Origin of the sequence: Saccharibacillus qingshengii (assembly GCF_013185195.1) — a bacterium.
GTDB classification, from domain to species: domain Bacteria; phylum Bacillota; class Bacilli; order Paenibacillales; family Paenibacillaceae; genus Saccharibacillus; species Saccharibacillus qingshengii.
In genome coordinates, this window is sequence record NZ_JAAZWC010000020.1 from 65,633 (window position 1) to 91,570 (window position 25,938).

General features: G+C 56.3%; 22 protein-coding genes. 21 read left to right on the plus strand and 1 reads right to left on the minus strand.

Annotation, left to right across the window (positions count from 1 at the left end):
• Positions 1–3: 3 nt before the first annotated feature.
• From HRQ60_RS16570 to HRQ60_RS16590, 5 genes are all read left to right on the plus strand, one after another.
• Entirely contained in the window at positions 4–996 is a 993-nt protein-coding gene (locus HRQ60_RS16570) for a sensor histidine kinase (protein ID WP_172197537.1), read from the plus strand.
• Positions 993–1,661, plus strand: a complete 669-nt coding sequence (locus tag HRQ60_RS16575; protein ID WP_172197540.1) for a response regulator — start codon at positions 993–995, stop codon at positions 1,659–1,661. Before HRQ60_RS16570 ends, HRQ60_RS16575 begins: the two co-directional genes overlap by 4 nt.
• Positions 1,662–1,755: 94 nt before the next feature.
• Complete coding sequence (locus HRQ60_RS16580) at positions 1,756–3,435, plus strand: copper resistance CopC/CopD family protein (RefSeq protein WP_172197543.1); 1,680 nt, start codon at positions 1,756–1,758, stop codon at positions 3,433–3,435.
• A 48-nt stretch (positions 3,436–3,483) separates the two neighbouring features.
• Positions 3,484–4,278, plus strand: coding sequence for a YcnI family copper-binding membrane protein (locus HRQ60_RS24135; protein WP_425501699.1), 795 nt, complete (start codon positions 3,484–3,486; stop codon positions 4,276–4,278).
• 171 nt (positions 4,279–4,449) lie between these two features.
• Complete coding sequence (locus tag HRQ60_RS16590) at positions 4,450–4,971, plus strand: CBS domain-containing protein (protein WP_172197546.1); 522 nt, start codon at positions 4,450–4,452, stop codon at positions 4,969–4,971.
• A 136-nt stretch (positions 4,972–5,107) separates the two neighbouring features.
• Here the strand turns inward: HRQ60_RS16590 and HRQ60_RS16595 are convergent, their stop codons facing one another.
• Positions 5,108–6,088 carry an alpha/beta hydrolase family protein gene (locus HRQ60_RS16595; RefSeq protein ID WP_172197549.1) on the minus strand — a complete coding sequence of 327 codons (981 nt, stop codon included), beginning with the start codon at positions 6,086–6,088 and terminating at the stop codon, positions 5,108–5,110.
• Between the two features lie 245 nt (positions 6,089–6,333).
• Here HRQ60_RS16595 and HRQ60_RS16600 point away from each other — a divergent pair, with 245 nt between their 5' ends.
• From HRQ60_RS16600 to HRQ60_RS16675, 16 genes are all read left to right on the plus strand, one after another.
• Positions 6,334–6,861, plus strand: a complete 528-nt coding sequence (locus HRQ60_RS16600) for a sigma-70 family RNA polymerase sigma factor (RefSeq protein WP_172197552.1) — start codon at positions 6,334–6,336, stop codon at positions 6,859–6,861.
• 43 nt (positions 6,862–6,904) lie between these two features.
• The gene (locus HRQ60_RS16605) at positions 6,905–8,050 is read left to right on the plus strand and encodes a hypothetical protein (protein ID WP_172197555.1); all 1,146 of its coding nucleotides are present in this window, start codon (positions 6,905–6,907) and stop codon (positions 8,048–8,050) included.
• Positions 8,047–9,021, plus strand: coding sequence for an ABC transporter ATP-binding protein (locus tag HRQ60_RS16610; RefSeq protein ID WP_172197612.1), 975 nt, complete (start codon positions 8,047–8,049; stop codon positions 9,019–9,021). Before HRQ60_RS16605 ends, HRQ60_RS16610 begins: the two co-directional genes overlap by 4 nt.
• Positions 9,018–9,854 (plus strand): ABC transporter permease, encoded by an 837-nt coding sequence (locus HRQ60_RS16615; protein WP_172197558.1) that lies wholly within the window; start codon positions 9,018–9,020, stop codon positions 9,852–9,854. Before HRQ60_RS16610 ends, HRQ60_RS16615 begins: the two co-directional genes overlap by 4 nt.
• Before the next feature lie 27 nt (positions 9,855–9,881).
• Positions 9,882–10,469: a hypothetical protein gene (locus HRQ60_RS16620; protein WP_172197561.1), complete on the plus strand. Its 588-nt coding sequence runs from the start codon at positions 9,882–9,884 to the stop codon at positions 10,467–10,469.
• A gap of 120 nt (positions 10,470–10,589) precedes the next feature.
• Complete coding sequence (locus tag HRQ60_RS16625) at positions 10,590–11,966, plus strand: metallophosphoesterase (protein WP_172197564.1); 1,377 nt, start codon at positions 10,590–10,592, stop codon at positions 11,964–11,966.
• A gap of 112 nt (positions 11,967–12,078) precedes the next feature.
• Positions 12,079–14,034: an ATP-dependent DNA helicase gene (locus tag HRQ60_RS16630; RefSeq protein ID WP_172197615.1), complete on the plus strand. Its 1,956-nt coding sequence runs from the start codon at positions 12,079–12,081 to the stop codon at positions 14,032–14,034.
• Positions 14,034–14,330 carry a DUF6509 family protein gene (locus HRQ60_RS16635; RefSeq protein ID WP_172197567.1) on the plus strand — a complete coding sequence of 99 codons (297 nt, stop codon included), beginning with the start codon at positions 14,034–14,036 and terminating at the stop codon, positions 14,328–14,330. The genes HRQ60_RS16630 and HRQ60_RS16635 overlap by 1 nt, the downstream gene beginning before the upstream one ends.
• Before the next feature lie 130 nt (positions 14,331–14,460).
• Positions 14,461–16,866 (plus strand): ABC transporter ATP-binding protein/permease, encoded by a 2,406-nt coding sequence (locus tag HRQ60_RS16640; protein WP_172197570.1) that lies wholly within the window; start codon positions 14,461–14,463, stop codon positions 16,864–16,866.
• Positions 16,867–17,280: 414 nt separating this feature from the next.
• On the plus strand, positions 17,281–17,763 hold the full coding sequence (locus HRQ60_RS16645) for a MarR family winged helix-turn-helix transcriptional regulator (RefSeq protein WP_172197573.1): 483 nt from the start codon (positions 17,281–17,283) through the stop codon (positions 17,761–17,763).
• Between the two features lie 109 nt (positions 17,764–17,872).
• The gene (locus HRQ60_RS16650) at positions 17,873–18,826 is read left to right on the plus strand and encodes a ring-cleaving dioxygenase (protein ID WP_172197576.1); all 954 of its coding nucleotides are present in this window, start codon (positions 17,873–17,875) and stop codon (positions 18,824–18,826) included.
• A 50-nt stretch (positions 18,827–18,876) separates the two neighbouring features.
• On the plus strand, positions 18,877–19,488 hold the full coding sequence (locus HRQ60_RS16655; RefSeq protein WP_172197579.1) for an alpha/beta hydrolase: 612 nt from the start codon (positions 18,877–18,879) through the stop codon (positions 19,486–19,488).
• A 191-nt stretch (positions 19,489–19,679) separates the two neighbouring features.
• The gene (locus HRQ60_RS16660; protein WP_172197582.1) at positions 19,680–20,471 is read left to right on the plus strand and encodes a sulfite exporter TauE/SafE family protein; all 792 of its coding nucleotides are present in this window, start codon (positions 19,680–19,682) and stop codon (positions 20,469–20,471) included.
• A gap of 125 nt (positions 20,472–20,596) precedes the next feature.
• Positions 20,597–21,655 (plus strand): DNA glycosylase AlkZ-like family protein, encoded by a 1,059-nt coding sequence (locus HRQ60_RS16665; protein ID WP_172197585.1) that lies wholly within the window; start codon positions 20,597–20,599, stop codon positions 21,653–21,655.
• Positions 21,652–23,982 (plus strand): RHS repeat-associated core domain-containing protein, encoded by a 2,331-nt coding sequence (locus HRQ60_RS16670; protein ID WP_172197588.1) that lies wholly within the window; start codon positions 21,652–21,654, stop codon positions 23,980–23,982. Before HRQ60_RS16665 ends, HRQ60_RS16670 begins: the two co-directional genes overlap by 4 nt.
• Before the next feature lie 741 nt (positions 23,983–24,723).
• Entirely contained in the window at positions 24,724–25,719 is a 996-nt protein-coding gene (locus HRQ60_RS16675) for a WG repeat-containing protein (protein ID WP_172197591.1), read from the plus strand.
• Positions 25,720–25,938: the final 219 nt, after the last annotated feature.

Sequence of the window (25,938 nt, forward strand, 5' to 3'; positions counted from 1 at the left end):
AGCATGAGTTATACGCAGATTAAATGGCTGATTTTGTTTCTTCCGACCGTCGTGGTCGGACTGTGGGAGTACGTGAGGCATCAGTTTCTGATGCCGGTCCTGTCGATGGACGCCGGAAATCTGCTGACGCCGGTGCTGGTCTTTCTGGTCAGCGTCACGCTGCTGCGCCGGCTGTTCGCCATGCTGGAGCGGATGCAGAGCGAGCTTGCGCAGGCGCGCGGAATCAAAGCGAATCTGGAAGCGCGCGAAGAGCTGGCCCGAGAGCTGCACGACGGGATCGCGCAGTCCTTGTTTTTGTTATCGGTCAAGTTGGACCGGATGGAGAAAAGCGCAGGCGCGGCGGGGCTCGGCGACGAGCTGGGGACGGTGCGCCGGACGGTCCACGAGGTGAACCGATATGTTCGCCAGGCGCTGGCGAACCTGAGAGAGCCGCTGCCCCAAGGCGCGCTCGGGAATACGGGCGGCAGAGCCGTTCCCGTCGGCCCGGGCGGCGAAGCTTCGGGCCCGGGGCCCGGCGGCGGACAGCCGCGCCGGCAAGCCCCGCGGCCGGACGCCTCACCGAAGCGAGGGGCGGACGCGGCAGGCGAGGCCGCTGCCGCCGCGCAGCCTGCGGCGGAGTCCATGGCCGCGCGCGTCGGCCGGCTGGCCGATGAGGCGATGATCGACGTGCGCGTCGAGTGGAGCCTGCCGGACGATGCGCTGGCCAGCCGCGAGAAAGCGGAGCTGCTGGCGTGTATCCGCGAAGCGGTCATCAATGTGCGCAAGCATGCGCATGCCACCCGGGCGGAAGTGACCGGCCGGGGCAGTCATTCCGGCTGGACGGTCGAGATCGCGGATGACGGCCGCGGGTTCGAAGGCGATCCGCTGGCGTCGCCCGGCCGTTACGGGCTGAAGATCATGGCCGACCGGGCGAAGCAGATGGGCTGGATCTTCGAACTGGATCGGCGGGAAGGACGGACTTCGGTCCGGCTCCGCAGAGAGGAGGAGCTGCTGTGAATCGATGCCGCGTATTGGTCGTGGACGACCACAAGCATGCCCAGGAAGCCATTTGCGATATTTTGTCGCTTGATCCATCTTTCGAGGTGGTCGGCGTCGTATCAGGCGGAGCGGAAGCGATTGCGTTTACCGAACAGTGGATGCCCGATCTGATTCTGATGGATATCCGGATGAACGGGATGGGCGGACTGGAAGCGACAGGGCGGATCAAGATGGCTTATCCGTACGTCAAGATCGTGATGATTACCGTCTCGGACGATATTGCTTATCTGCTGGAAGCGCTGAAACAAGGTGCACAGGGCTATCTGCTCAAGAATCTGGCTCCGTCCACCTGGATCGAATACCTTCAGGCGATCGTCAGCGAAGAAGCGCCGCTGAGCCGGGAACTGGCTTTCCAGATCCTCAAAGAATTTTCGGCGCCGGCCGCCGAGCCGGAGCAAAGCGGAGATACGCTGACGGCGCGGGAACTGGATATTCTCCGGCAGGTGGCTTCGGGGCTGACCAATCGAGAAGCGGCCGAGAATCTGGGCATTTCCGAACATACGGTCAAGAATCATCTGAAAAATATTTCGCAAAAACTCCAACTGCAAAACCGTGTCCAGCTGACCCGGTACGCTATGGAAAAAGGCTGGATCGGCCGTGACGGATTCGGCGGCGAACGATGACCGCTCCGGCCGATCGGAGCGGATATGCAGGCAGCTGCCTGCCAGGCACACGGAAGAACGGGGTACCTACAGCTTTACGGAAAGGAAGACTGGAATGAAAGACGTATGGAAAACAAGCAAACGGTTCGTGCTGCTTCCGATGCTTGCGGCATGGATCGCGGCGCTGACCCTTCTGCCGGGACTCGCTTCGGCGCACGCCACGCTTCTCTCGTCGAACCCGGGCGATCAAACCTCGGTGGCGCAGATGCCGGGCGGGATCGAGCTGAGCTTCAACGAGACGATCCAGGGCGAATTTCTGTCGATCGGCATCACGAATACCAAAGGCGAAGATATGCCGGTCGGCGAAGCACTCGTGTCGCCGGAGGATTCGCATGTGGTCACGGCGGAGGTCGAAGGAGCATATCCGGACGGTATTTATACGATGAAATGGCGCGTTGTCTCGGCCGACGGCCATCCGATTCGCGGCACGGTCCGTTTCGGAGTCGGCTCGGACGGCGTGCTGACCGACGCCGGAGTAGCCGGCGAAGACAATTACACGCCGTCTGCCGATACCGTCGTCCAGCGGGCCGCCCTGTATACGCTGCTCTCGCTGACAGCGGGCAGTATGCTGTATCTGGCTTTCCTGCTGCCCGCCGATCTGCGCGGCATCAAGCGTGCGACCCGCCCGGCGCGGATCGTCTTCTGGGCCTCGCAGGCCGGGCTGCTGCTGGTTATTCTGATCGGGCTGCCGCTGCAGGCGAAGCTGTTCGCCGACGTGCCGTGGAGCGAAGCGTTCGGCCGGGAAATCCTGAGCCAGACGCTCGAAGGCACGTCTTCGGGGCGGATGTTCCTGCTGCAAATTCTGCTGCTCATGCTGATTGCGGGAGCGGTCATCGTCAACGACGTGATGGCCTGGGGCAAAAGGGGCGGCCATTGGACGATCGTCATCATCGGATTCGTTCTGCTGCTCGTCACGAAGGCGCTGACCGGGCATGCGGCGGGTTCGCCGAACGTGTTCGGCCAAGTGATCGCGGACACGCTGCATCTGCTCGGCGCTTCGGTCTGGGTCGGAGGCATGCTGATGCTGCTGCTGGCTCTGCCGGCCGCGGCGGGCGAAGGGCCTCCGTTCTGGCAAAAAGCGTTCCGACGCTTCACGCCGTGGGCGTTCGCTTCGGTGATCGCGCTTGTGCTGAGCGGGATTGTTATGAGCCTTGCGCATGTGCCGGCCTGGTCGGATCTGCTGACGAGTCTGTACGGCCGTCTTATTCTGATCAAAATCGTGCTGCTTCTGGTGATGACGATGCTCGGGTTCGTTCATTTCAGACGCGCCCGGCGTCAAGGCGGCTCGCCGGGCACCGCCTCGCTGGCGGCCGAAATGGCGATCGGGATCGTCGTGCTGGTGGTAGCGGGAATGCTGACGAACGTCTCGACCCCGCAGCCTGCGGCAGCCGCTCCGGCGAGTTTTGCCGATACGCAGCCGGCGGAACAGGCGGGAAATACGATCATTTCGCTTGAGGTCAACCCGGTTCAAGTCGGAACCTCGACCTTTACCGTTCGTTTGACCGATAAGGCAGGCAAGCCGCGCACCGATTGGCAGCAGGTTACCCTCAATATGGCGCCGCAGGGTCAACCCGACGAACGTACCGAAGTGATCGCCGAAGCGCAGCCGGACGGCAGCTATCGGGCATCCGGTTTGTATTTCGGCATCGGCGGGCCGTGGAACGTCGGCGTCCATGCCCTGTCCGAGAAGTTCGAACAGGCCGACCGGACCTTTACGATGGAAGTACAGCAATAACAACGGCCTAATCCAACACAAAAAAATCAAAAGGCGGGATCTTTTCAAATGAAAACGACAACAAACCGTACAATGTGGAAAAAATTGCTTACTCTGACAGCTCCGGCTTCCGCGGCTTTTCTAATCTTTACCGCTGCCGCCAGCGCCCACGTGACCGTGATGCCCAAAGAATCCGGCACGGGAGCCTGGGAAACGTATACGATGAAAGTTCCGGTCGAGAAAGACATCAACACCAACAAAGTCGTGCTCAAAATACCGGAAGGCGCCGAGTTTCAGCAGTATGAACCGATTCCCGGCTGGACGACCGCTGTCGACGAAGCCGCCGGAACCGTAACCTGGGAAGCGGAAGGAGACGGCATTGCGGCCGGACAGTTCCAACGCTTCACCTTTGTCGTGAAAAACCCGGAGCAGCAGGGAGAGCTTGCCTGGGATGCGTTCCAGTATTACACGGACGGCAGTATCGTGGAATGGACAGGCGACGAAGAAGCGGATACGCCGCATTCCGTAACGACGATCGGTACGGACACCGGCGAAGCGGCCGCGAACGCGCATGGACAAACCGTTTCTTCGGATAAAGCGCCGGCCGAGGAAGAGCCGGCAGTCAGCGACCCGGCAGCAGTACCGGCCGACGGAGCAGCCGACACAACGGTACCGGACACCGCGGAAGAAGCGGCGGTGCCGACCGATTCCGCAGTGTCCGATCCGGCGTCCGTACCTGCAGATAGCGAATCCGACACGCCGGCCGCTTCGTCCAACAATGTGCTGCTCTATGTCACGCTGGCCCTGTCGATCGTGGCGATCGGATTGTCCGGAGCGGCGCTCGCGATGCGCAGACGCAAATAACCATTCCGGTCTCCGGTCAAGCTTCAAACTTTACTCCAAAGTTACAATTCTCTTGAACGCCGCTGATTCTCGCCCTGTAAGATGACGGATAAAGCTTGGCAGGAGCGGGAACGAAGATTGCGACGGCTTTGCTCCGATCGCCCGGGCTTCGAGAGAAAGGAGTGGGACACGATGACCTCAATCCATGAAGAATACGTTCGCCGCGCAGGCGTGAATAACAGCGAGGCCATGAAAGCCCTGGTCTGGAACGCGGAAGGGTGGAGTCTTCCGGTATCAAACGAAGAGACGGAGGGTTCGATCGGCATGTGGGCGGCGCCGGTACCGGTGCTGCCGGTTTCCGCGACCTGCGGCGAGACGCAGCGGCTGCTGCTTGAGCGTCCGCTTGCATCCTGCTGCGTCATCTGCGACGAACGCAGACGGCCGGTAGGCCTTGTCATGAGCGAGTCTTTTTATATCCAGATGAACGCGGAATACGATCCCGAACATTTGTATGAGCTGCCGATCGTCCGGCTGATGGATCTTTATCCGCTGACCGTCGATTTTTCCTTATCGGTCGAGACGGTGCGCGAGCGGGCGAATGCGCGTCCATCGCGCACGCGCAAAGACGCGGTGATTGTCATGCGCGGCGGTGAGTTTTTCGGCGCTGTCCATGGGGAAGATTTGGAGCATCCGCAGAATCGGAAATCGAAATAGATTTCCGTGATAGGGAAAAGCAGCAGACGTCCGGCATCGGAAATACGGAGCGGACGCCGCTTTCGCAGCGTGCAAATTGAAAAACCGGTAAGGGAGCCTCAGGCTCCCTTACCGGTTTTTTGCTGTGAACGGCTTTTTATATCGTGGAAGAAGCGTCCAGCCACGCGAAGATCTTCGCCAGCACGCCCATACGCACAGGCTGGGGCATATGGTGTCCCAGACCTTCCAGCGTGATCAGATCGGCCGGTTTGCCCAGCCGGCGCAGTTCTTCATACATGCGCAGGCCGTGGTTGTAGTCGACCTGTACGTCTTCCTTGCCGTGCACGATGAGCACCGGACATGGAATCCTGCCCGCCATATGGATCGGCGAACGTTCGCGGTACACCTCGGGGATTTTGTAAACGGAGCCCTGCAGAACCCTTTTCAGCATTCGGCGCAGATCGATTCTCTCTTCGTAGGTCCGCCCCAGATCGGACAGTCCGCCCCACAAGATCAGATGCGAAGCGCCTTCATGAATCGCGGCATCCGTGCCGTTGATCGAACCGCGGGAGAAACCCATGACCGCGATCTGCGCAGGATCGGCGAACGGAATCGCCTGGGCCAGACGCAGGGCGACGCGGGAATCTTCCAGATCGACGCCGCCGAAGCGGTCGTGTCCGATGCCGCTCTCGCCGCCCCGGTAGCACGGCGCGACAACGATCCGGCCGAATGAAGCGAACTCGGCCAGCCAGTCGAGCCGAACCCGGCCGACGCTCCCGATCCCGCCGCGGCAGTACACGAACACCGGATATCGGCGGCGCTGCCCGGGAACCGATACAGCCTCTTGCGCAGGGCCGCTATCGGCACTCGGGTGCAAACGGTCTTCTTCGGCGTCAATCGCCGATATCTCCGCTTCGCCGGCGGGCGGCTTCGCCTGTTCGGCTTCAGCCGCATTCCGGGCTGCTTCGCACGCGCTTGGCAGCACACAGGCGACGGCATGCGCGCTGAGCTCGTCGTCTCTGCATTCCCTGCGCAGAAACGCCTGAATCTCTTCGGCCGTCGTCGACAATTCGGGCGGCAGCGCGACATAACCCGCTACGCGCAGGCCGCCGGACAAATAAGTCACGCGATAAATCATGGACAACCTCCTTCCGCGCCGATGCGCACCGTTGTATAGTCGGAATATGTTTTCTATTTTAGCGCGAACGCCGGACAAATTCGAATTTTCGGCGAATCGGAATCCGATTTCAAGCCCTATTTTGCAAAGAACGGTACGGATTTGGGTTATTTTTGCCGCCGGGCGATACAAAATTCGCAGAGGCTCTGTCTTCTCAGTGTATATACGGCAATGAAGAGCGGCCGCACTTCAAAGGAGGTTCACCGATGGACAATTTCATTCCGGAATCCGACGCTTTTCGTACGGTATTCCTTGAATATTACCCCGGCGTACGCCGGAAACTGATCGCGATGGTCAAAGACGAGGCGACAGCGGAAGACTTGGCACAAGAAGTGTTCCTGCGTCTGTACCGCAATCCTCCGGACGATCCGAGAGTAGTCGGAGCCTGGCTGCATCGGGTGCTTACCCGGATCGCTTACGACCATACCGATACCCTGGTTCGTCAGCGCAAGCTGCAGGAGAAACAGGAGCAGTATTTCGACCGCGAGAAGACGTGGGAAAGCGGCGAAGACGCGCTGGTGCGCAGCGAAGAGCGGGAACAGATCGCAGATCTGCTCGAAGAACTGCCGGAACGCGACCGACAAGCGCTGATGCTCCGATACTCCGGCTACAGCTATGCGGAGATCGCCGAAGAGATACGCGTCAGTCCGCCCCGGGTCGGCTCGCTGCTGAGCCGGGCGGCCGACAAGCTGCGCAGACGCGCCGCAGGCAAACCGAACGGATTGGAATTATGAACGGATTGAGATCGTCAAATCGAATTTTGGGAGGAAACAAAGGATGACAACCCATAGAAACAACGAACGTGATCGGCTTCTTGCCGAAGAAGCCTGGACGAAGATGGAGAACCAACTGCGCCAGGAACCGGTCAATCCGGTCTGGGCAGCCTGGGGAGAACGGGAAAAGGGTTCGGAAAACGGGCAGCAGACGCAAACGGCGCTCCGGACCGGCGAAGAACCGCTGCGCCCAGGAAATTCCGTATCCGGCGGAACGCATGTGCCGGAACCGGAGGCTCTTGCCGATCGCGCTTCCAACGCCGCCGCCCCCGTGTCGGCTTTGGACCGCAAACGCCGCAAACGGATTGTCCGTTTCGCCACTGCGGCCGCCGCTGCGGCTGTCATCGTAACGGCCGTAACCCCCGCGGGCAATCAGGCACTCGCAGGCATTCTGAACAAATTCACGATACAAGACGTGGTGCTGGTGCAGGAATCGGATATGGAGAATCTGGTACAGATGGTCTACGGAACGGGCGAAAACCGCGAGTCTGTCAACAAGTACGGCAGCTTCGTCAGCACGGTGCTGGAGAATGGCTTTGACCCCGATGCCTCGGCGGAAGAGATCCGGGCGGGTCTTGGCTACGCGCCGATTCAGGCGGTACAAGGCCGGACCGGCTCGTTGAATGCTTCCCTCGGCAGCAAGACCGAAATGAAGCTGCATGTGGCGGAAGTGAACGATACCTTAAAACGGCTCGGCGCGGAGCATCTGTTCCCGCAGGAAGCCGACGGCAAAGCGATTACGCTGACTTATCCGTCTTCGGTCATGTATAACTTCGGAACGGCTGAAGGATGGGCCCAACTGACTCAATCCGAAATGCCTACCGTCGAATTCGATCCCTCTTTCCCGGTCGAAGAGACGATGGATGCCGTCATCAATTTCCCTTATCTGCCTGAAGAGCTGAGAGACAGCCTGCAGCAGGTAGCCGTATCGGACGGACGTCTGCCGCTGCCGATGTACGCGGACGGACAAGCGCAGAGCCTCGACTTTTCGGGCGTGAAGGTTACGTATGCCCAGAGCGAATCCGAAAGATCGCGGACCGCTTTCTGGGTGAAGAACGGACAGCTGTTCGAATTTGACGCGCATGATTCGTTCCCGGGCGGCGAAGATGGATTCCTCGACTTCGTGAAGGGACTGACTGCCCAGTGGTGACCCCGGACATTCCTGCTATTCAAACACAGGCCTTAAGCAAAATTTACGAAAACGGACGCGGCTGCAGGAATATCACGTTGAGAATCGGACAAGGGGAAGCCTTCGGCTTCCTCGGTCCCAACGGGGCCGGCAAAAGTACCTTCGTCAAAACGCTCGTCGGATTGGTCCGCGCAAGCGGCGGAGAAGGCTCGCTGCTGGGGAGTCCGATCGGCTCGCTTGAAGCCAGGCGCCATATCGGCTATCTGCCGGAATTGTACCGCTACCCCGAATGGCTGAGCGGCGAAGAAGTCATGAAGATGCATGCCGGACTGCTCGGTCTGCGGGGCGAAGAGGCGCGCAAGCGGATCAGGGCCGGGCTGGATGAAGTCGGAATCGGCAGACGCGGATCGGACCGGGTCAAGCAGTACTCCAAAGGGATGCAGCAGCGGCTGGGACTTGCCTGTGCGCTGCTCGGCGATCCGTCGATTCTGTTTCTTGACGAACCTTCGTCCGCGATGGATCCGGTCGGACGGCGAGAAGTGCGCGAACTGCTGCTGGAATTGAAAAAAAGAGGCAAAACGCTGTTCCTCAACTCCCACTTGATGGAGGATGTCGAAGCGGTGTGCGACCGGATGGCGCTTATGCTGAACGGCGACATGATCCGCAGCGGTACGGTCGGGGAAATGCTGAAAGTAAAAGTCCGCTGGCGATTCAAAGTCGGCGGATTTTCGCCCGTTCTGCTCGATTGGCTGCGCGAAGCCAGCGGACTGCCGGTGTCGGCGGAACAAACGGAACATGCCGAAGAAATGTCCTGGGAAGCCCCGACCTGGCTGGAGGCGGAACTCGAACATGAAGAACAGGCGGGTCTGCTGAACATGCTGATCGTGGAACAGGGCATGACGCTGTACGAATCTTCGATGCACCAAGAGAAGCTGGAGGACTGGTTCCTGGAAGCCGTCTCGGGCCGGGACCAGAGGGGGGAACAACGATGAAGACGATGATAATGACGACCTGGCAGGAGATGCTGCGCCGCAAAATGCTGCTGATCACGCTGGTGCTGACGGCACTCTTTTTGGCGGTGTTCTGGTTTATCGCGGATACGGTAGCGCTCGACAGCAGCGGCAGCGGCGATCTGCTCGGCCAGTTCGCCCGCCGCAGCGCCATTTTGTCGCTCGGTTTCTTTTTTGGCGGCTTCGTGGTGGCTTTCCTGGCGATCTTCAGCTCGTTCTCGGTCATTTCCGGCGAAGCGGAACAAGGCGTCCTGCAGTCTGTACTCACTCGGCCGATTCCCCGCTGGAAATGGTATGTCGGACGCTGGATCGGTTACGTCTCGCTGATCGGCGGCTACGCGCTGGTTCTGTTTGTCTCCATGGTGCTGATTACGAAGTTCCATGCCGGCATGACGCGCGATTACGGCGATATCTGGGTGTCCCTGCTGCTGTTTGTAGGCGCCGTTCCGGCACTTGTCAGCATGTCCATGCTCGGCTCGAGCCTGTTCTCGGGCATCGGCAACGGCGTGTTTATGACGATGCTGTACGGCGCGGGATGGCTCGGCGGCATGGTGGAGAAAGTACGCGGCTTCCTGCCGGTCGAACCGGATGTGGAAGCGACGCTGTCTCGAACCGGTGCGCTGCTGTCTCTGCTGATGCCCGCCGACGGACTGAACCGCCGCATGCAGTACATACTGACGCAGGGTGCGGGAGAGACCCTTCCTTTCCTGACCGGAGGCAGTCCGCCTTCGCAGGCTTTTGTCGTGTACGCGGCGATTTTCACGATTTTTGCTTTCGGCGTCGGATTGTGGTTATTTAAAAGAAAAGACTTTTAAGAACCCAGTCAAAGGAAGTGAACAGGGATGGGCCGACAAACGTACCAAGTTCCGTTCGGAACCGAGCCGGCGAAGAAACCGCTCAAAGGCACGCTGGTCTTCTACGATTCATTCGAACGGATCTCCGATGAAGAGTTGGAACGGGCCGCGCAGGTCGCCGCGATGCGTTCGTTCTCGCAGTTGGTGCTGTATCCGCTGCACGAAGCGACGGTCAAGCGCCTTACCGGCGAAACGGTCAGCGCTTTTTACAAACGGGATGACCGGCTGCACGAATGGCGGCGCGAGCAGCAGATCATGCGCAGCGTAACGGTAGAGAACTGGGACGGCAAACGCAAAAAGTATACCCCGCTCGAAGCGGCTCTGCGATTTGTGGGCGAGAAGTATCCGTCGCCGCTGTTTCTGTATCTCACCGCCGACACGGCCAACCGATTCGCGTCGTTCGCCACGTTCGAGGAATGGATCGTGCGGATCCGGCTGGTGCTGGACGAATCTCCGCAGCACCCGCATCCGAGACTTGCGAAATTCCGGCAGCGCTGGGACACGGTCGACGAGCTGCTTGCCAAGCAGGCGCCGGACGAACAGCAAGACAAGCGTCTGCACAAGCACAGGGGTTAGCCGAATTCACAATAGTGTCGCAATCCGATACGCTTCGCCCAAGCCGTTTCCTTTACGCTGAAAAGGAAGCGGCTTTTTGCCGCGCACTAAGGAACAAAGTACGGGAAAAGAGGACGCGACATGACAGGGAAACGAACAGGTTTTGGACTTGCGGCAGCCGGAGCTGCCCTGCTTCTGCTGGGAATTGCCGGCTGCGGGGGTGGAACGGATTTTGGATCTGTATCTTCGGAAACCGCGGCGGCACGGGGAGAAAATATGACGCTTGCGGTCGCGACGGATCTTCATGCCCTGAGCGGCAGGCTGACCGATCGCGGCGAAGCGTTCGAAACTTATGTCCGGGCAGGCGACGGCAAACAGCTGAACTACAGCGAAGAATTGATCGATGCGTTTACGGAGCAGATTGCGGCCGAACACCCCGATGTGCTGATTCTGAGCGGCGATCTGACCAACAACGGCGAGCGCAAGAGCCACGAAGACCTTGCGGCGAAGCTGCACAAGGTCGAGCAGGCCGGTACGAGCGTGTATGTAATCCCCGGCAACCATGATCTGCTGAATCCGTGGGCACGCGGTTTCGAAGGCGGGAGACAGTACCGGACCGAATCGGTCACGGAGCAGGAGTTCGTAGAGATCTACGGTGAATACGGCTATGACGAAGCGGCGTCGCGCGACAAAGCTTCGCTCAGCTATCTGGTCAAGCCGTCCGGCGACCTGTGGCTGCTGATGCTCGATACAAGCAAATACGCGGACAATGCCAAGCTGGGCCATCCGGAAACGGACGGCGAATTGAAAGCCTCCACGCTCAAATGGATTGCGGACTGCGGACGGCAGGCGGAAGAAGCCGGCGTTCGGATCATTCCCGTCATGCACCATAATCTGACCGATCACAGCGAGGTCGTGCAGGAAGGCTTTACGCTGAACAACGCGGCGGAGGCGGCGGACGTTTTTGCTCAATTCCGTATGACGCCTTCGCTCAGCGGACATATCCATATCCAGCATATCGCGCAGACCGAAGCAAACGGCCGGGTGCTGTACGATATCGTAACCGGTGCACAGTCCGTTTCACCGAACCGGTACGGTCTGCTGACGTACGATGCCGCAGCGCATACGCTGAACTATGAAGCCAGGCAGACCGACGTGGAAGGCTGGGCGAAGCGAACCGGCAGCACCGATCCGAATCTGCTGCATTTTCGCGAATACTCGCGTGGTTTTTTTGCCGGGTTCGGCTACGAAATGGCATTCAAGCGGCTGATCGTCGACGAGACGTATACGTCCGAACAGGTTCAGGCGATGGCGAAGACCATGGCCGATGTGAATGTAAGTTATTTTGCGGGAACGCAGCGTCAGGATCGGGCGGCGATTGAGGCTTCCGAAGGCTACCGGCTGTGGATGGAATCGGAAGACCCTTTTACCAAACGATACGTCCAAAGTATCCTGGGTACGGAGAACGAACCGGATCCTCTATCGCTGACGACGGAGTTCGAGCTGCCGCCCCGTTAAAAAATATTTTTGGATTCGGGCCTCGCCAATCGGGTATTTTCAGGTTATAATGAAGGGTGGCCCTGTTCTATTGGGAACCGAGCAGCAATTCCCGGCCAAATCCGTAAGTTCAATGGAGGCTATTACCGCTTTGACCACTACCTATCCGTTTGCGTTCGACCCCGCGGCTCCGTTTTTGGACCAGGCTTCCGATTGGATCGCGGACGTCTTTTACGATATTTTGCCCGAAGCCGGTTTCGAGACGCGTGACGAACAGATCTTCATGGCGTTCCAGCTGGAACGCGCCTATAAAGAAAAGAAAACGATCTTCGCCGAAGCCGGAGTCGGTACCGGCAAGACGCTCGTCTACCTGCTGTATGCCGCGCTGCATGCCCGGTATACGCGTAAACCGGCCGTTATCGCCTGCGCCGACGAGTCGCTGATCGAGCAGTTGGTGAAGCCGGAAGGCGATATTGCCAAGATTGCCAGACATCTCGGTCTGAACATCGACGTTCGGCTTGGCAAATCCCAGGACCAGTATTTGTGTCTCAACAAACTGGAAGAAGTACGGGGAGTGGGCGAGAGCGAACAGGTCTTCCAGGAGATTTATGAAGAACTGCCGCCGTTCGTTCATTTCCCGGATACGCTGCAGGCGTTCTACCCGTACGGCAGCCGCAAAGAATATCCCGAGCTCGACGACAAGCAGTGGGATCGTGTAGGCTGGGATGTGTTCCAGGACTGCCTCATCTGTCCGCGCCGCCATCGCTGCGGCCAGACGCTGTCGCGCGACCATTACCGCAAGGCGACCGATCTGATCGTCTGCTCGCACGATTTCTATATGGAGCACGTCTGGACGTTCGAAGCGCGCAAGCGCGAAGGCCAACTGCCGCTTCTGCCCGAACACAGTTCCGTCGTGTTCGACGAAGGCCATCTCCTGGAGACGGCCGCCCAGAGTGCGCTGACCTACAAGCTCAAGCACTCGGCGTTCGAGTCGATCGTGGTCCGGCTGCTCGAAGGCGAAGTGCGCGAGTCGCTGGCGCTCGCGGTCGAGAGATCGATCGAACGCAGCGACGACCTGTTCGAGCGGCTTGCCCGTTACAGCACGCCCGTTCCGGCTTCGGAACGCAGCGAGCTTGAACTGGCCGCCGATCTGATGAACGGCGTCGCCGCTTTCCGTGCGGCTGTCGATGCGATCGAGGAAGAGATCGTATTCGAGAGCGGCATGTTCAGCCTGGACGAATACCAGCTGCGTATTGTCGAAGAACATCTGGAGATGATGCAGACGGCGCTTGCGCTGTTCAACAACCCGCGCGAGCTGATCTGCTGGACGCAGGACGACAGCGGCGATCTGACCCTCGTGCTGATGCCGAAAAAAGTGAAAGAGATTCTGAACGAGCGCGTCTTCTCCAAAAAGATGCCGATCATTTTCTCTTCCGCTACCCTGTCGGCCGAGGAATCGTTCGATTATATGGCGGACAGCCTCGGCATAAGCGATTATCTGTCATTCTCGGTCGCTTCGCCGTACGATTACGAGACAAGCATGAACGCTTCGCTGCATACGGAGACTTCCGTCCCGGCCAAAACCGATTATGTGCTTGAAGCGCTCCGGCGCAGAGAAGGCGGTTCGCTGCTGCTGTTCCCGTCGCGCGAAGAAATGGAGCGTTTCCGCTCGGAAGCCGATTCCCGCCTCGAGTTCGCGGAATTCCCGATGCTGTACGAAGGCGATGCGGAAATCAGCCGTCTGATTTCGGAGTTCCAGAACGGTACGTACGTCAATCTGTGTGCCGTAACGCTGTGGGAAGGGCTTGACGTACCGGGCATTTCGCTGAATCATGTCATTGTCTGGGAACTGCCTTTCCCTCCGAACGATCCGGTATTCGCCGCCAAGCGGCGTGAATCCGCCGATCCGTTCGGCGAAGTGGATATGCCCCATATGCTGCTCCGGCTTCGTCAGGGGATCGGACGTCTGATCCGTACCAGCGGAGACAGCGGGCGCGTAAGTATTTTCGGCCAGGCCATCGAACAACAAAATGTGCGCGAAAGAATCGGCAGCCTGCTGCCGGTCAGCGCCTCAAAGGAGAATGAATAATGGAATTTACGGAGTATACGGTTGAGAAGATCAGAGACGCTTTTGGTATTGTGCAGGGAGAACGCTACGAATTTATGATCGAAATCGAAGTGGACGAAGAAGACGAACTGTACTCGCCGCAGGGACTGCGTCTGCGTGTCCTGTACGGCGTGAACGGTGAAGAAAGACGGATCATCAAGCACGAAATCATCGAGCGCGGCACGCAAAAAGTGCTGGAATTCGATCTGGAAGACGACGAACTGGTAGAGACCGCGGCTTTCTGCGCAGCCCATTATATGGAATCCGAACAAAAATAAATCGATTCTCCTATCCAGACCCCCAGGTTCCCGTTTCGGGAATTTTGGGGGTCTTTGGATTGCCGAATGAGAACGTGATACGATGAACTTATGCACACAGTCGGCGCAGAGCCGAAGAGGAGGGCCCCACATGCTCCAGCTTCAAGGGATTTCCAAAACCTACACCACCGGCGATTTTACGCAAATCGCACTCGACGACGTCAATCTTTCTTTTCGCGGAAACGAATTTGTCGCCATACTCGGACCCAGCGGTTCGGGCAAGACGACCTGTCTGAATCTGATCGGCGGTTTGGACCGGTATGACGAAGGCGATCTGCTGATCAACGGCACCTCCACCCGGCAGTTCAAAGACCGCGACTGGGATGCCTACCGCAATAACAGCGTCGGGTTCGTTTTTCAGAGTTATAACCTGATCTCTCATATGAGTGTGATCGGCAATGTGGAAATGGGCATGACGCTCAGCGGGATCGAACCGGCTGTCCGCCGCCGCAAAGCCCAGGAGGTGCTCGAACGTGTCGGCTTGAAAGAGCATATGCACAAAAAGCCGGGACAGCTCTCGGGCGGCCAGATGCAGCGGGTGGCTATTGCCCGGGCGCTTGCCAACGATCCGGACATCATTCTGGCCGACGAGCCGACGGGAGCGCTCGATACGACGACAAGCGCCCAGATTATGGATCTGATCCGCGAGATCGCCGGAGACAAGCTCGTCGTAATGGTCACGCACAACCCGGAGCTGGCCGAACGCTACGCGGACCGGATCGTGCAGTTCCGCGACGGGCAGGTCGTATCGGACAGCAATCCGCCGGAAGCGGAAGCCGCCTTGTCCGATTACCGGCTCAAGAAAACGGCGATGAGCTACCTGACGGCGCTCAAGCTGTCCGGACGCAATATCGCCACGAAGAAATGGAGAACCGCGCTGACTGCATTTGCATCGAGTATCGGCATTATCGGTATCGCCTTGATCTTGTCGCTGTCCAACGGCTTCGATCGGCAGATCAGCAAATACGAATCGGGGGCGCTCTCGAATTTCCCGGTGACGATCAGCCGAACGGCGGCGAATATCGACTTCACCCAACCGCCTCCGGGGACACCGGGTGGAGACGAGGTGGCGCTGCCGGAATTCCCGCAGGACGCGCAGGTGTACCCGTACGATCCGACGCTCAATACCGTTCTGCACCGCAACACCCTTACGCAGGAATATCTGGATTATTTAAACGGGATCGATCCCAAGCTGCTTGATGCCATTTCGTTTGCCCGCGAAGTGAAGCTGAACGTGCTCAAGCGCCCGGAAGGCGCGCAGGTCTCGGCCGTCGATCTGAACGAAGCCGCTTTTACCGCGTATCCTTCAAAGCCCCAGGGAGTATCCGGCGCCAGCTATCTGGAACAGGTATATGAGGTGCTGGCCGGCGAATTTCCGATCCAGCCGACCGACCTTGTACTGGTGGTCGACGAGTACAACCGGATCGAGAAGTCGACGCTCGAAGCTCTGGGATTCGACTACGAAGCTTCGGCTGTCGATTTTGACCGGATTGTCGGTTCGACGTTTAAACTGATTCCGAGCGACAAGTTCTATACCGGCAAAGGAGGCGGGCTGTACGAACGTGCCGCCGCTTCGCAGTTGGGCGGGCTGTACGACGATCCGGAATCGATTACGCTGACGATCACGGGCATCATCCGCAAACAGCAGGATTCGCCGATGTCCACGATGGACCCCGGAATCGCTTACTCGGACAAACTGTCCGAATCGTTTATCGCCGATGCCCGGTCTTCGGCCGTCGTGCTCGCCCAGGAGAAGAACCGGGCGGTCAATGTCATCAGCGGACAGCCGTTCACCCGGGCCGGTGCTTTCTCCGACTTCACCGGCATGAATTTCGGTCCTCCGGGAATGGGGGGCGGATCGGCTTCGGCAGCCGTCGATCCGGCCGGGGCCACGACGCAGCAGCAGGCGCTGGCGGCGCTCGGGGCGTCGGGCCAGCCGGCTTCGATCTCGCTGTATCCCAAAGATTTTAATGCCAAAGAAGACCTGGTCGCCTATCTCGACGCCTGGAACGCGGGCAAAGCGTCCGACGAGCAGGTGATCTATACCGATCTGGCCGAGACGGTTACGAGTTTGTCCAGCGGGATCATGAACGGGATTACGATTGTTCTGATCGCGTTCGCTTCCATTTCCTTGTTTGTATCGCTGATCATGATCGGGATTATCACGTACATCTCCGTTCTTGAACGCACCAAGGAAATCGGCGTGCTGCGTGCGCTTGGAGCACGCAAAAAAGATATCACCCGCGTATTCAACGCCGAGACGTTTATTATCGGGGCGGCGTCCGGGCTGCTCGGAATCGGGATCGCGTATCTGCTGACGATTCCGGTCAATGCCGTGCTGAAATCGATGACCGATCTGTCCGGCGTCGCGGTACTCAATCCGCTGCATGCGCTGCTTCTCGTCGTGCTGAGCGTAGCCCTGACGATGCTCGGCGGATTTATCCCGGCCAAGTTCGCTTCGCGCAAAGACCCCGTGGCGGCGCTGCGCAGCGAGTAGCGAACCTGCATCCGCGCGGGCAGATTCGGAGACACGGCAGATGGAAGATAAAGGAACGGCCGATTCTGTTTCGCCTTCCGGTTCTTTGGGGAAAAGACGGTAGAGCAAGCCGGCGGCTGTCGGCTGTACTATTCCCGCGAGGAGGATATCCATCATGAAAAAGCTTCTGCGCACGGTCGGCACAATCGTAACCGTCATTACGACAGCCAAACAAGTCATGCATCTGGTCCAGGGATTCCGCAAGAAACGCTGAATACCGAACCGGCAGGCCCCTTTAAGGGGCTTTTTTTAATTCGGAGAATTTATCAAACAAAGGTTGACAGAAGAACGAGAATGTATTATCTTTAATTCAAGAGATTTAAATTGAAAGAAAAGTTGTGCCGACAAGGCGGAGAGTGAAGGAGGCGGTTGTACATGACGAAACCAACAAGCGAGGCGGAGGCTTTGGCCGAATCCCCGGTCGAACCTGAACAAGCGGCTGCGCTGAAGCTGTTCGTAATCCTGTCCAAAGCGTATAAGAATGTGATGGACCTCGCGGTCAAAGATATGAAGAAGCACGGCTTGTCGCCGTCCGAATTCACGATCCTCGAAGTCCTGTACAATAAAGGACGTTTCCCGCTTCAGCAGATCGGAGAGAAGATCCTGATTACGAGCGGCAGCGTCACTTACAATATCGACAAGCTGGAGAAGCGGGAGCTGCTGCGCCGGGTACCGAGTCCGAACGATCGCCGTGTCATCTATGCGGAGATCACGGATCAGGGACGGGAGCTGTTCGACCGGATCTTCCCGGATCATGCGGCCGAAGTGCAGCGGATCATGGGCGGACTGACGGCAGACGAGACGGAAGCGGCGGCCGAGCTGCTGAAGAAGTTGGGCAAAGGGGCGGAACGCGGATAGCGTTCCCCCGCAGGCAGCCGGAACGGTTTTTCTAGGTCCAATACTTTGAAGTTAAGAAATACAAAAACGAAATAAAAATAAAATTCCCTATTCAAAGGAGCGTTTACTCATGACTTTACAAACAGCAGGCATCCACCATATCACGGCTTTCGCGGGCGATCCTCAGGCCAATGTCGACTTTTATGCAGGCGTACTGGGACTTCGGTTGGTCAAAAAAACGATCAACTTCGATGCGCCGGATGTCTATCACCTGTATTTCGGCAACGAAGAAGGCGCACCGGGAACCATTATTACCTTCTTCCCGTTCCCCGGAGCACGCAGAGGCCGGATCGGCGGCGGGCAGGTCGGCTTTACGACTTACGTCATTCCGCAGGGTTCGTCGGACTTCTGGAGAGAACGGTTGCATAAGTTGGGCATTTCGGTGACGGAAGCGGATCGCTTCGGCGAGCATTACCTGCAGTTCAGAGACAATGAAGGGCTGCAGCTGGAACTGGTGGAACGCGAAGACGGCGCCGCATCGACCTGGTCTTTCGGCGGCGTACCGGCAGACAAAGCGATCAAAGGCTTCGGCGGCGCGGTCTTGTACAGCATTGAGCCGGAACGTACCGCCTACGTACTGGAACATGTACTGGGCATGGAAAAAGTCGGCGAGTTCTCCGGATTTGCACGCTTTCGGGCAGCGGGAGAGCTGGGCAATCTGATCGACCTGCCGATGAAGGCGGTCCCGCGCGGAGCGGGCGGAGCCGGTACCGTACACCATATCGCCTGGCGCGCCAAAGATTTCGAGGAGCACGAAATGTGGCGCGGCGTCGTAAACGGAGGCGGCTTCCAGCCGACCCCGGTCATCGACCGTCAGTACTTCCATGCGGTCTACTTCCGGGAAGAAGGCGGAATCCTGTTTGAAATCGCGACCGATCCTCCGGGATTCGCGGTGGATGAAGCGCAGGAGAACCTGGGCGAAGTGCTGATGCTGCCGGCCTGGTACGAAGACAAACGTGCGCAGATCGAAGACGGTCTGCTGCCGATTGCGGTAAGAACCTTAGACCCGGACAGCGGCCAATAAAGAGCGGACGTCGAATCCCCATTCTGGCATGACGAGAGGAGAAAAATAACATGAAGCATATTTTCCAAAAAGGTACGAATGAAGCTCTGCCGACGGTGGTTGTGTTTCACGGAACGGGCGGAACCGAAAATGATCTGATTCCGCTGGCGGAAATGGTGGCACCCGGAGCGTCGATCCTGTCAATCAAAGGCAATGTTTCGGAGAACGGGATGGCGCGCTTTTTCCGCCGGCTGGCGGAAGGCGTATTCGACGAAGAAGACCTGATCTTCCGCACAAACGAAATCCGCGACTTCTTGAACGAAGCGGCGGAACAATACGGCTTCGACGTATCGAATCTGGTTGCGCTCGGTTATTCCAACGGAGCCAATATCGCGGCCAGTCTCATGTTCCACTTCGCAGGTGCTTTTAAAGGAGCCGCGCTGCATCATCCGATGGTACCGATCCGCGGTCTTGCTCTGCCGGATATGAGCGGGGTGCAGGTGTTTGTCGGCGCGGGACGCAACGACGGCATGGTACCGGCCGCGAATACGGAAGAATTGATCGCACTGCTCGAAGGCGCGGGAGCTGCGGTCAAATCGAATTGGGAGCACTTTGGGCACCAATTGACGCGGACCGAGGCGGAAGGCGCGCGCCGATGGTTTGCCGAACACTTTTCTGCCTGAAGCGCAGACCCGTTGAACCCATCTCCGGATGGGTTCTTTTTTGTCAGCACATGCCTGCAGCGAAAACCCAAGAAACCTTGCCGCAGCCAAGTGCGGACGTTAAACTGGAAGAAGCGTTTCGTCCAAGTGCGGCAGGTGGGCGACAGATTAAAGCAGGCTTCCATCTCGGTTTTAACAGAAAGGGATTTTCTATGGAAATCATAATTTTGATCGCGGTCGGCATGTTGGCTTCGCTGTGCGGCGCAATCGCGGGACTCGGCGGAGGCTTCATCATGGTCCCGATTCTGGCGCTGATGTACGTCATCCCGGTGTCCGATATTTCCGGAACCTCGATGGCCGTGCTGTTCGTCAGCGCAATTTCGAGCACGATCGCTTATGCCAAGCAGAAGCGGATCGATTATCGCAGCGGTTCTGCGTTTGCCGCTGCGATGATTCCGGGTTCGATTCTGGGCGCCTGGACGACCGGCATTGTAGAGAACCGGGTCTTTTTCGTCTCGCTGGGCATCTTCCTGATCCTCATGGCGATTTCGATCCACTTCAAGCCCAAGAAGAGCCGTGACGGATTCTTGAAACCTACGGTCAGCCGCAGTTTGCTCGATGCTTCGGGCCTTCGGCACGAGTATTCGTTCAATATGACCTTTGCCGCGGTAGTTGCGTTATTCGTCGGGTTTCTGTCCAGTCTGTTCGGCATCGGCGGCGGCTCGGTGATGGTGCCGACGATGATCCTGTTCCTCGCTTTTCCTCCCCATATTGCGACCGCCACGTCGATGTTCTCGATTCTGCTGTCCGCATTCGTGGGAACCGTCTCGCATGCCGTGTTGGGACATGTCATGTGGGACAAATTCGTTTGGCTGGCCATCGGGGCGCTTGTGGGCGGTCAGATCGGGGCACGGATCGCATCGAAGATTCCGGCTGCCGCCGTCGTCCGCGTTTTGTCGGTGTGCCTATTGATCGCGGCCGTCCGGCTGATGTTCAAAGGCTGATCGAACTTCGCGCCCGTGGGAAAGATCAGACAAACCGAAGCGAAACCGGACGGCATGCTGTCCGGTTTGTTCGCCTATCCTAGAACAGAGCCGTAGACAGCGCCAACCAAAGGAGCCGTGAACAAATGGACATCCAAATAAACAACCTAACCATGGAGCAGGCCAAGCGATTTCTGTTCGACTATCAAGGGCTCTCGCACCGTTTCGACGCGTCGGGCAAAGCCGGCATTCTGGACTATATCGACCGGGTCGGCTGTATCCAGTTCGATCCGCTGAATGTGGTCGGAACGAATCCCGAACTGGTACTCCAGTCGAGAATTTCCGATTTTGAGCGGAAGATGCTGTGGGAGCTGCTGTACGAAGACCGGCGTTTGCTCGATTATTGGGATGAAAATATGGCGATCTTCAAGATGGAGGATTGGCCTTATTTCGAACGGTACCGGCAGCGCCATCAAAACTGGCTTCGTTTGAATCCGGATATCGCCGAAGCGGTGCTGGAAGAGATCGGCCGGCGCGGACCGCTTTGTTCGGCCGATCTGGAGTATCACGAGAAAGTGGCTTGGGATTGGGGGCCGACGCGGCTGGCCCGCGCGGCACTGGAAGGTTCCTATTTTGCCGGCCGCCTGGTCGTCCATCACAAAAAGTCGGGACGCAAATATTACGAGCGCTCCGATCGTGTTGTGCCGAAAGAACTGCACGGCCGGCCCGATCCTTTTGCAGACGACGCGGATTATTACGAATGGGCGCTGCTTCGGAGGATCGGAAGTGTCGGCCTGCTCTGGAACCGACCGAGCGACGCCCTGCTGATGACGGGAATCAAAGCACCCCAGCGTCTGGCCGCGTTCGAAGCCCTGCTGACACGCGGAGACATTCAGCCGCTGGAAGTGGAAGGGATCGACCGTCCGCTCTACATCCGCTCGAACGATCTTCCTCTGCTGGAAGCTTCGCTTGCTCTGCAGCAGGCGTCCGGAAACCTCCAGGAAGAGCCGGATAGGCGTTCTGCCGAGATGCGCGCCTGCATTCTGGCTCCGCTCGACAACCTGCTCTGGGACCGCAAACTGATCCTCGATCTGTTCGGGTTCGACTACCGCTGGGAAGTCTACAAACCGAAGGGCATCAAACGAAGTACGAATACGATGCCAACGGCGAGATCAAGGAGACGATCTCGGCAGCGGGGCGCGTGACGGGTTACGGCTACAACAACGTGCTGAATCAAGCGACGACCACGACGGATTACGGCGCGAAAGTGACCGAAAAAACCGACGCGGCAGGCCGCTCGACCGGCACGACGCGTACCGATGATAAAGGCAATATCATCACGACGACCAGCCAATACGAAGTGGGCGGGAATCCGTTTTCGACCAGTTCGACTAATGGCAAAGGCGACACGACCGGCTTCACGAACGACGGTCTGCATCGCCTGCAAAACGTGACGCAAAGCACCGGCGGCACATCGCTCAATACGAAATATTCGTATAACAAACAAGGCGCAATGACCGAAAAGGTGTTTCCGGATCTGACTAAGATCACGTATGGGTATGACGAATTGGGCCGGCGTTTGTCCAAAACGGACTCCGTGCTGGGTCAGGAAACGTACACATACGACAACAATAGCAACCTCACCGGCGGAACGACGCGGGGCGGCATCAACGTCATTAACCAATACGACGAACAAAACCGTCTGACTTCATGGACTAGCGGAGATAAAAACGGGTCGTTCACCTATTACAAAAACGGCTTGCGCAAGTCGATGACTGACGAAACAGGCACGACGCAGTACTTCTACACGTTGGACAACAATCTGGAACGCATGGTATACCCGGATGGCAAACAGATTTCGTACACGTATTACAAAAACGGACTGACGAGCAGCATGATCGATCCGTTCGGGTTGACGACGACTTACATTTACAATACGGATAATCAATTATCGGAAGTGCGTACCGACAACACCAAACAGGCAGAGTATGTTTACCGCGATGGCCTGACGCAATCGGACGAGAACTATCTGAAATCTTCGCAGTTGTACCAATTGAAGTTGGGCGATGGATCGATCACGACGACGTATACCAACGACGGTTTCGGACGACTCACGAACCTACTTCAGTCGGCGGGTGGCTTGACCCAAGCGTTCTTGTACGGCTACGATAACGGAGACAACATTACCAGCCGCAGCGATGGTGCGACCAGCGGTACGTTTACGTACGACGAACTGGACCGGATCATTACCAGCTCGGAAGGCGCGGAGACGTACACGTACGACGGCAAAGGCAACCGCCTGACGCTGCAATCCAGCATCCAGATGCCGCACAAAGACAACGTAAACTATACGTACAATCAAGCGGAGCAGTTGAGCAACGTGACGCGCAATCAGATTTCTGTCAGTTACAAATACAACGGCGACGGCCTGATGACCGAGCGAAGCCTGACGAAAAACGGACAGGCGACTACGACGCGCTACTACTACGACGGCGCGAACATCATTGCCGAAGGCACGGTCGCGGCAGACGGAAGCGTGACGTTCAAGGCTCGCTACGTGCGTGGCGCGCAGTTGATCTATCGCGAAGACGCGAGTAACCAGAAAGCGTACTACCAGCATAACGGCCACGGCGACGTCACCGGACTGGTCAAAGCCGACGGCACGACGCTGAACCGCTACACGTACGACATCTGGGGTAACCCGCTGACGGCGGACGTCCAGGTGGAGAGTCCGTTCGGGTACTCGGGCGAGTTCTGGGACGGCGATACGGGACTGCAATACCTGAGAAGTCGGTGGTATGATCCGAGTATTGGACGGTTTATTCAAGAGGATACGTTTGAAGGGTATGTGAATCGGCCGAGTAGCTTGAATCCATATACGTATGTGGAAAATAATCCGCTGAAATATGTGGATCCAAGTGGATATGCCCTTTCCGATGTGATGACCGTAAAAAGTGCTCAAACTGATGCTGTTATGATTAATCTGAAAGGAAATAATATAACAGTAGATGCCACGTTTCGTATCCATGGAACTGCGGCAAATTTAAAAATAAAGGGAACGAACAAAACTTATAGACAAGCGGCTATTGAAGGTATGGAAAACTATTGGCAAGGTGATTATGATCCCGTATACAGAAATTCAGTATCCGCAAACGTTAATATTACAGATTTAAATGACGGAAATGCTTATGTCCTACCTAAAGGAAAACAATTTGTCGATGTAGAGATTGTTAATGACTATGGTGTTTCAAATGTAGTTACAAAAAATTGGGGAAAGGATAATATAGGTAAAATGACTCTTTATATAGGAGATTCTCGATTGGACAATCCAAAACCAAAATCTGAAAGTTACTTTAAATGGACAGCTGCCCATGAATTCGGTCATGTGCTTGGAGTTGGAGATGCCTATAATCTTCCAAAGAATAAGCAACCATTTAGCATTTTTACTGCGGCTGGGATTCCGGTGCAAAATAAAGATATGGAGAGAGTTTTAGAAGCTTTCAAATATAACAAATTTTATAAATTCAACTGATCGTAAAATGAAGTACAACACCTCGAACTGAGTACAAAAGAGCTTATGTCCGGATTGAATCTTCTGCAAAACAAGGGGAAACTCCGCAAACCGTCTGGAAACGAGGACGGTTTGCGCTCGGTAATTCGATTTACCAGCGTCCTGAAGAGGCTCGAAGCCGCGAGAGCTTGGGACATTGGGAACTCGATAAAGTCGTGTCAGCCGGGGTGAAATCAAGGCATGTGTCACCACGTTCGTCAAGTGAGAAACATGATTTTACCAGGCGATTAAGATGCCGGACCGCACGGCCCTGGCGATGGAGATTGCGTTCGGGGTGCAGGCCACTTAATACCCTAAAAGTCGCAATCCAAACTGCCACCGCAGACTGAGGAAAAGAGTTCGCCTGTCACAGCGCTGAAGAACGTACATGGGGCGAGGTTTACTTTGCGGATCTGTTCCTGGTAGCGTGTCTCCAAGGATAAGGCGAACGGGCTGCTTTGGGAGTTTTTCCTGAAAGGCTACGATTTTGTCCAAGTAACGCACGTTGAACTAGAGCGAGCGCTTCATCTGATTAAAAACCGGTCTCGCAAGTGTGTAGGCTGGAAGTCCACGTAAAAATCATTTCAAAAGGAAGTTTTGCATTTAGCTTGACAGTCCTTCGGAGGGAGAGGAACAATTCTGAATGGTTTAACTAAATTAAAAAGCATTACTTTAGTCACTTTAATTAGTTTCGGAAGTTCTTTACAAGGTTGCTCGGCAGGTATGGAGCCCGTAGAGCCTAAAAATTATGCGTACTCGGAGGATGAAATTTACCCCGTAGTTATAGGTGAAGATAATCTTATGGGGTATGTGAACGACTCCCACCAAATTGTGATTGAAGCTCAGTTTGATTATGCTGATGAGTTTCATGAAGGTTTAGCGGTAGCAAGTAAAGGGGAACAATTAGGGTACATTGATCTTTCAGGAAAGTGGGCAATTGAACCCCAGTATGACTATGCTTATGGGTTTGAGAATGGAACAGCTGTAACAATGAAAAAAGAAAATCCAGATGTGAGCGATGGATTGGAATATTGGAACCTAATTGATTCTTCAGGAAAAGTAAAGGTGAAAACAGATTATTTCAGAGTCCATGCTTTTTCGGAAGGATTATCTCCTGTTTGGTTGGAATATATGGGTAATAAAGGTTTTATTGACGAGAAGGGTAAGGTCATTTTGGAAGGATACGATGACGTTGATTCTTTTAGTGAAGGGCTGGCAGCAGTATCAAAAGGAAACAAATGGGGGTACATTGATCGGACCGGAAAGATTGTTATACCTTTAATTTATGAGGATGCTTTTTCTTTTAGTGGTCAAAGGGGTATGGTGAAGATAAAAGGGAGATGGGGTTTTATCGATCATCAAGGGAAGGAGATTATTGCCCCGCGTTATGACTCTGCGAACTCCTTCTCTGAAGGATTGGCGCTTGTCGAATACAAAGGGAAGTTCGGATTTATCAACACTATGGGTAAATGGGTGATTCCGCCGAAGTTAGACGGTGCAGAGAATTTTTCAGAAGGACTGGCAGCTATATCTGTAAATAAAATAAAAAAGGGGGGTTATATCAATAAAAAAGGAGAGATAGTAATTAAGCCTCAGTACTTGGAAACTTTCCCTACTAAACATGGGCTTATGAAAGTGAGCCAAGATCAGATAGGTGAATATTTTTATATCGATAGGCAAGGAAATGATGTGGAATTTTTGCCCTTACCAAAAGATTAATACTACGTTTCACGAATATAGTTTGACGTTTGGTATCGTGTTTTTCTATATTTAATTAAACATCGTAAGAAGTGAACTGGCGTCAGGGATCTGTCGACGTCAGTTTATTTCGTTTACAAGCAGCAAGTTGACCTGAAAGGACCTAGTACATCATCAACCCTAAAAGCATAATTATGTTAAACTCAGAGAAAATCTCAAAAACGAGGTGTTCTCCATGTC

Bases quoted from the DNA above. Each gene is read 5' to 3' on its own strand.
- HRQ60_RS16660 (WP_172197582.1), top strand. From the start codon at position 19,680: ATGGAAATCATAATTTTGATCGCGGTCGGCATGTTGGCTTCGCTGTGC.
- HRQ60_RS16655 (WP_172197579.1), top strand. From the start codon at position 18,877: ATGAAGCATATTTTCCAAAAAGGTACGAATGAAGCTCTGCCGACGGTG.
- HRQ60_RS16600 (WP_172197552.1), top strand. From the start codon at position 6,334: ATGGACAATTTCATTCCGGAATCCGACGCTTTTCGTACGGTATTCCTT.
- HRQ60_RS24135 (WP_425501699.1), top strand. From the start codon at position 3,484: ATGAAAACGACAACAAACCGTACAATGTGGAAAAAATTGCTTACTCTG.
- HRQ60_RS16590 (WP_172197546.1), top strand. From the start codon at position 4,450: ATGACCTCAATCCATGAAGAATACGTTCGCCGCGCAGGCGTGAATAAC.
- HRQ60_RS16620 (WP_172197561.1), top strand. From the start codon at position 9,882: ATGGGCCGACAAACGTACCAAGTTCCGTTCGGAACCGAGCCGGCGAAG.
- HRQ60_RS16640 (WP_172197570.1), top strand. From the start codon at position 14,461: ATGCTCCAGCTTCAAGGGATTTCCAAAACCTACACCACCGGCGATTTT.
- HRQ60_RS16595 (WP_172197549.1), bottom strand. From the start codon at position 6,088: ATGATTTATCGCGTGACTTATTTGTCCGGCGGCCTGCGCGTAGCGGGT.
- HRQ60_RS16615 (WP_172197558.1), top strand. From the start codon at position 9,018: ATGAAGACGATGATAATGACGACCTGGCAGGAGATGCTGCGCCGCAAA.
- HRQ60_RS16665 (WP_172197585.1), top strand. From the start codon at position 20,597: ATGGACATCCAAATAAACAACCTAACCATGGAGCAGGCCAAGCGATTT.
- HRQ60_RS16625 (WP_172197564.1), top strand. From the start codon at position 10,590: ATGACAGGGAAACGAACAGGTTTTGGACTTGCGGCAGCCGGAGCTGCC.
- HRQ60_RS16645 (WP_172197573.1), top strand. From the start codon at position 17,281: ATGACGAAACCAACAAGCGAGGCGGAGGCTTTGGCCGAATCCCCGGTC.
- HRQ60_RS16605 (WP_172197555.1), top strand. From the start codon at position 6,905: ATGACAACCCATAGAAACAACGAACGTGATCGGCTTCTTGCCGAAGAA.
- HRQ60_RS16570 (WP_172197537.1), top strand. From the start codon at position 4: ATGAGTTATACGCAGATTAAATGGCTGATTTTGTTTCTTCCGACCGTC.
- HRQ60_RS16675 (WP_172197591.1), top strand. From the start codon at position 24,724: ATGGAGCCCGTAGAGCCTAAAAATTATGCGTACTCGGAGGATGAAATT.
- HRQ60_RS16580 (WP_172197543.1), top strand. From the start codon at position 1,756: ATGAAAGACGTATGGAAAACAAGCAAACGGTTCGTGCTGCTTCCGATG.
- HRQ60_RS16630 (WP_172197615.1), top strand. From the start codon at position 12,079: ATGGAGGCTATTACCGCTTTGACCACTACCTATCCGTTTGCGTTCGAC.
- HRQ60_RS16650 (WP_172197576.1), top strand. From the start codon at position 17,873: ATGACTTTACAAACAGCAGGCATCCACCATATCACGGCTTTCGCGGGC.
- HRQ60_RS16635 (WP_172197567.1), top strand. From the start codon at position 14,034: ATGGAATTTACGGAGTATACGGTTGAGAAGATCAGAGACGCTTTTGGT.